This window comes from Nonomuraea cypriaca (assembly GCF_015645445.1).
Taxonomy (GTDB): Bacteria; Actinomycetota; Actinomycetes; order Streptosporangiales; family Streptosporangiaceae; genus Nonomuraea; species Nonomuraea cypriaca.
Map to the genome: position 1 here is coordinate 1 of NZ_JADOGI010000391.1, position 5805 is coordinate 5805.

Genomic DNA, 5805 nt, shown 5'->3' on the forward strand with positions numbered 1-5805 from the left:
GGGGGTGGGGGCGGTGTCCGCCCTCTGGTTGAGGAGGCGAGGGCGGCTCCGGCCGCGGCCGAGGTGAGGAGCGCAGTCAGCGTGAGGGTTGCGCGGAGAAGCAGGGGTTTACCAGCCATGCTGATGATTGCACCAGGTCCGCTGGCCTAGTGGAACAGGAGATGATCAACCCTCGCGACCACCTGAGTAACATTGGTTACTCAGCGCTACTTTGCGGCTGGTGGCAGCGACCCGAGCGCGGGGCCTACACGCCCGAGCAGTGGGCGCCGCGGCGCGGTGAGTACTGCCGACTGGTGGGCAAGCCGCCGAGCGCGGCCGAGGCGCTGGAGCAGGGCAAGGAGGAACTGCACGCCCTGGAAGAGCTGGAGGAGACGCTGGCCAGCGCCGTTCCCGATGACACCGGTATGGTCCGGCTGGATGAGGACGAGCATCTGGTGGTGCCGCCGTTGTCGGCCGAAGACGTTCCGGCTGAGGCCAAGGCGCTGAAGGACGAGCTGGCCGCGATGCTGCCGTTCGCGCCGATCGCCTCGCTGCTGATCGAGCTGGACGCGCGCACACATTTCCTGGACTGCTTCACCCACGCGGGCGGCCGCAAGCTGAGCACCTCGACCGAGACCAAGCGCAACATCTTGGCGGTGCTCATCGCGATGTCCACGAATCTGGGCCTGGCCCGGATGTCGGAGGCCTGCGGGGTGTCCTACGACGTGCTGGCCTGGACGATGGAGTGGTACGTGCGGGAGGAAACGCTGCGCGAGGCCAACACGGTCATCGTCAACCACCACTACGGCCTGGAGCTGGCCAAGGTGTTCGGCGGCGGCACCATGAGTTCCTCCGACGGGCAGAGGTTTCCCGTGCGCGGCAAGAGCACGACCGCTCGCACCATGGTCATCCACGGCGGTCAGGTGCTGTCCACCTACACCCATGTCTCCGACCAGTGGTCCACCTACGGCACGAAGATCATCGTGCCGACGGCGCGGGAGGCGCACTACGTCCTGGACGACTTCCTCGGCAACGCCACCGACCTCCCGATCACCGAGCACGCAACGGATACGCACGGCGCCACGTTGATCAACTTTGCGCTGTTCGAACTGGTCGGCAAGGCGCTCACCCCAAGGATGCGGGACTTGAGCCGGGTTACCCTGGTCCGTGACGACACCCCGGCCGAGATCGCCAAGCGCTACCCGCACGCCGGGCCGCTGCTGGGCGCGCGCTGGAACGAGGACCTGGTGGCCGACTGCTGGCCGGACCTGCTGCGGATGGCCGGATCGCTGAAGTACGGCCAGGCCACCGCCTCGCTGATCGTCGGCAAGTGGTCGGCCGCCTCCCGGCAGAACACCCTGGCCGCCGCGCTGAAGGAGTGGGGCATGCTCAGAAGGACCGTGCACCTGGCCAAATACCTGTCGGACCCGGCCTTCAGGCGGAAGATCTCGCGGCAATTGAACAAGGGGGAGAGCCTGCACGCGCTGCGCCGCGACCTGCACTACGCCCAGCAGGGCACCATCACCCGGCCGCACCTGGAACCAGCAGACCGAGCAGGCGTGGTGCCTGACCCTGCTGACCAACGCGGTGGTCGCCTGGACGACAGAATATTATTCTAGAGCGGTGCTGGAGCTGCGCTCCCAGGGCCGGGACGTGCCGGACGAGATCCTGTCGCACATCTCGCCCGGCCACAGCGACAACATCAACTTCTTCGGCGTCATCAACGTCGACGTCGAGGCCGAACTGGCCAAGCTCGACACCAGCGGCTGGCGGCCGCTGCGGCCCGCGCAACTGCGTGAGCTGGGCCTGACGCCCTGACCGGCGCTTGTGCGCGTCAGGACGCTGCCGTAGGCGGTTGATCTTGGGGTGGTCTGCGCCGGGCGCGGGCCACCCCCGGTGTTTACGGGCCGTTCTGGGCCGAACGCCGCTTCCGCCCGAACGCACCGGGAAGCCCGAGGGGAAGAAATTCGGATGACACGCCGGGCCGAGACCGGTTTCATGATCTGATGTCTCGAAGCCCCCGCCGCCGCGAACACTCCCAGCCAGGGGCACCAGCTTCACGGCCCGATACTGCCGAAGCTGCCACCAAGTGCCAACTAGCTCTCTGTCCATGCGCTGAACTTTCGAGGTCGAACCGATGAACCAGGGCACCCATCCCAAAGAGCTGCCGGCCGAGGTCCTGGACGACGTGGCCAGCGTGGTCGGGGCAGAGGTCACTCTTCTCAGTCGCCTACCCGGAGGCGTCAATGGGGGTGCCATGCGCGTCCGGTTGGCCGGAAGGGCAAATGCAGTGCTCAAAGCAGTGCCCCGGGCACACCCCAACCACCTGGATGAGACGTTGCGGGCCCAGAGAGTGGTCGAGCACATGCGTAGGCGCGGCTATCCCACCCCGGCCTGGCTCGGAGTGGGGGCCACGGCCACTCATGTATGGCATCTGATGGACTTCGTTGACGCGGCTCCCGCGCCAGATCTGGCCCCGTCCCTCATTGAGCAGCTGATGGAGATCATCGAACTCCAGGCTGGCCAAGCCTCCGAGCCCTACGACCACTGGTCGTACGCCTGGCGGGTCGCCACCGGTCAGGAATCGGCTGTCGCCGGGCTGGATTTCAACGAGACGCCGGAGCAGTCGCGTCTCCGCCAGTCCGTGGCCAGGCTCTCGGGGTATTCCTCCGTGGTGTCGGCCTTGGTCGAGCGCCTGCGGCTCGTGTGTGCCGACGTCCCACCACCACGAGAGGCACCTGACATGGTCCATGCCGATCTCTCAACCCCCAGCAACATCCTGGTCCGTGACGGAACGGTGGTGGCGGTCGTGGATATCGGGAACGCAGGAAGCGGCACGCGGGCGACTGATCTCACCGCCCTCGTGTGGTCCACCTTCCAGGATCCGCTGCTGGACGGTGTCCGAAGGCGGCTGTGGACGAGAATCCTCGACCTGGTCGGCTGGGAGGGGGCGGCGGTGCTCGCAGCGGCACAGATCCTCCTCATGCTCGAGGTCCCCATCCGTCACGGGCGCCACGATGTCGTTCCAGGGGTGGTCAAGCGCGGCCATCGCGCCCTCGACGAGCTGAACGCGCTTCGCTGACCCTACGGAGGGCGTTCGCGGAAACTGGCCCTACCGTTCCGACCTTCACATTCTGGTGCAAGCCCCGGACGGGACCATGACCGCGTCCGCGATCATCTGGCTCGACGAGCACAACCGGACCACCGAGTCCGAACCCGTCGGCACACACCACCGCTATCGGCGGCTCGGCCTGGGCCGTGCCCTCCCGCTGCACAGCATGGACCCGCGCCCGACAGGCCGGCGCCGCCCGCATGACCGTCACCTGCCTCCCGACCTCCCCACAGTCGTCATGACCCGACCACCGCGAACGAGCCGGATTCGGGTGTCGGCAAACGCGTTTGCCGACACCCGCCGCCGACACCGCGGCCGCGCAGGCGAGGCGCGTCGGCAACCCGTGTCGGAATTCAACGTCGGTGAACGGCCGTCAGCTAGATTCCGACACATGCTCATCGGCTACGCGCGGGTGTCCACCGCCGACCAGAACCCCGACCACCAGATCGACGCCCTGCTGCGCGCCGGCGTCGACCGCGCCAACATCCACATCGACACCGCCAGCGGCGCCAAGGCGTCCCGTCCGAAGCTCGATCTAGTCCTCCAGCTCCTGCGCGAGGGCGACACGTTGAAGGTCACCCGGCTGGATCGGCTCTCCCGCTCGGTGCTGCATCTGGTGACCCTCGGCGCCGAGCTGCGCGAACACGGGATCGGCCTGCACGTGATCGAGCAGGGCATCGACACCGCCACCATGAAGGGCCGCGCAATGTTCGGGATGCTCTCGGTCCTAGCCGAACTGCAGCGCGAGCTGATCGTGGCGAACACCAACGACGGGCTCGCCGCAGCGAGGGCCCGCGGCCGCGTCGGCGGACGCCGGCCGAGGCTCTCCGTCGACCAGGCTGCGTTGGCGCAGGAGCTGTACAACGCGCGGGAGAGACGGTCCAGCAGATCGCCGACCTGTTCGGGGTGCCCCGCTCGACCGTCTACGGGCACCTCAACCGCGAAAAGACGGTGGCCCGGCAGCCCAGGAACGCCACGGCCACCAAGCCCCGACCACTACCGCTAATTTCCGTTCCGATACTCCAACTGTACCGAGGGCCAAGACCGCCTCCGCAGCGCTGGACCCGCACCGGCAGGGATGGACTTTGCACCAGCTCCGGCACAGTGCGTTGCAGCATCTCGCGCAGGCCGGACGGACCGCCCCGGAGTTGCAGGCAAGAGCCGCCACCAGCACCTGGCCAGCCTCGGCCGCTACGTCCGCCTGGGCGAGGAGACCTCCACGCGCATCACCGCCGAAGCTGACCCCGCCCAGCGCCGCCGTCCCCGCTAATTCAGCACCCCGGCGCCCAGGTGTCGCCCACCGCCTTACCAGCCCCGGGGGCAGGGACGGCCAAGACCGTGATCAGCTTGCGAGCAGCGGCTCTCGTCAGGCGCCGCAGTGCCTGACCGGTCCTTTCGCCATCCCCGCGCGGCGCGATCCCCGTGCCCTGAACCACTGCGTCGAAGGCGGTGTCGAACCGCTCGCGCCCGACCTTGCCCACCAGCGTGGTGAGGTACTTCAGCTGTTTGTCGGTGACCGGCCCCGGCTCAGCTTCGGGACGACGTTCACGCCGTTGGGCACCGCCAGCACCGGTCACTGCGCGATCGCCGGCGACTGCCTCGCTCCGCTCGACGACCCTCACCGCCTCCACCCAGCCCGCGCCGGGTTTACCGGTGACGGCCTCCCAGAGGGCATCAGTGGTCAGCGCGGACTCGTCGACGTCCTCGGTCAGACCTGGACCGGTCAGGGCAACCCAGCCAGTACCGGAGCGCACCACAGTGAAGCCGGCCGGCTCAGCATGCTCGGTGACCCAGTTCAGGCCGCACCTGCAGTGGGCGTCGTGATAGCGGCGCCACTTCGAGCCGAGCGCCTCGTACACGAGTTTGTCGCCGTAGCGCTTGGTGTCGCGCGTGAATCCCGACATCACAGCAGCGTTCCACGAGTTGCCGACTATTTCGGCCCGCTCGACCGACGCTGTGCCCTGCACTGGCGGTGCCTTGCCGTTCCGAGCACCGAACTCGTGGCCCTCTACCGTAATCGAACTGAGACATCAGCCGGACGACGCTCCGTTATCGCACGTCAGACTCTACTTCGTTGGAAATTTCTTCATTGCTACCGGAACCCCCCCAAAGCGCCTCGAACTTCCGCGCGTAAGGTCCTCCCAGGAAGCGGAGGAGGAGGAAACGCGGCACGGCAGGGAGCACCGTTAGCATTCGCGCTCGGTCCTCGGGCGTAGCGTTGTCGAGAACCCAGTGGCCTTCCATGGCCAGGTTCTGAAGGGATTTGCCTTTGACGAAGGCGCGGTGCGAAAGCTCGTGCCACTCGCCGTGAGTCAGGACTTGTGCCAGCACCGGCATCATTTCCTGTTCCTCCCGTGCGAGATGCGGCAACAACACCTCCTGCAGCCGAGCTAGCTCGGTCAGGATCTCCGAGGTCGGCACGGTTCCCGCGCCGAAGGAGCCTGCGACCGCCTCGAGGTCTTCCATGCCACCGGCGAGTCGCCGGTGGTCCGCGTCCATCTGGTCGAGGAGCGCCGCGGCCGATGGGTCGCGACGCCGGATCTCCGGCCAGACCTGCTCGTCCTCGCCGCTGTGATGCCGGTGCAGCGTGCATCAACCAGGCCAGGTGCGTGCCGATCGCCTGTCGCCGGCTGTCGGTGAGCAGTGCCGGATCGGATGCCACCATCCTGGTCCGCTCGAGATCGCGGCGCAGTGCGGAATGGACGATACGCATG

6 protein-coding genes are annotated in these 5805 nt (G+C 67.5%); 4 read left to right on the forward strand and 2 right to left on the reverse strand.

Annotation, left to right across the window (positions count from 1 at the left end; genetic code table 11):
- The first annotated feature begins 161 nt into the window (after positions 1–161).
- The 4 genes from ITP53_RS53440 (at position 162) to ITP53_RS53455 (ending at position 4097) form a co-directional block, all read left to right on the forward strand.
- Positions 162–1598 carry a Tn3 family transposase gene (locus ITP53_RS53440; RefSeq protein WP_195903152.1) on the forward strand — a complete coding sequence of 479 codons (1437 nt, stop codon included), beginning with the start codon at positions 162–164 and terminating at the stop codon, positions 1596–1598.
- Positions 1567–1797, forward strand: coding sequence for a Tn3 family transposase (locus ITP53_RS59920; protein ID WP_328818757.1), 231 nt, complete (start codon positions 1567–1569; stop codon positions 1795–1797). The genes ITP53_RS53440 and ITP53_RS59920 overlap by 32 nt, the downstream gene beginning before the upstream one ends.
- A gap of 319 nt (positions 1798–2116) precedes the next feature.
- Positions 2117–3061, forward strand: coding sequence for a phosphotransferase family protein (locus tag ITP53_RS53450; RefSeq protein ID WP_195903153.1), 945 nt, complete (start codon positions 2117–2119; stop codon positions 3059–3061).
- A gap of 421 nt (positions 3062–3482) precedes the next feature.
- Complete coding sequence (locus ITP53_RS53455) at positions 3483–4097, forward strand: recombinase family protein (RefSeq protein ID WP_236052192.1); 615 nt, start codon at positions 3483–3485, stop codon at positions 4095–4097.
- Positions 4098–4362: 265 nt separating this feature from the next.
- Here the strand turns inward: ITP53_RS53455 and ITP53_RS56740 are convergent, their stop codons facing one another.
- Together ITP53_RS56740 and ITP53_RS53465 are read right to left on the reverse strand one after the other, a co-directional pair.
- Positions 4363–5058 carry a hypothetical protein gene (locus ITP53_RS56740; protein WP_207757703.1) on the reverse strand — a complete coding sequence of 232 codons (696 nt, stop codon included), beginning with the start codon at positions 5056–5058 and terminating at the stop codon, positions 4363–4365.
- A gap of 82 nt (positions 5059–5140) precedes the next feature.
- On the reverse strand, positions 5141–5677 hold the full coding sequence (locus tag ITP53_RS53465) for a hemerythrin domain-containing protein (protein WP_236052193.1): 537 nt from the start codon (positions 5675–5677) through the stop codon (positions 5141–5143).
- Between the last annotated feature and the right edge of the window lie 128 nt (positions 5678–5805).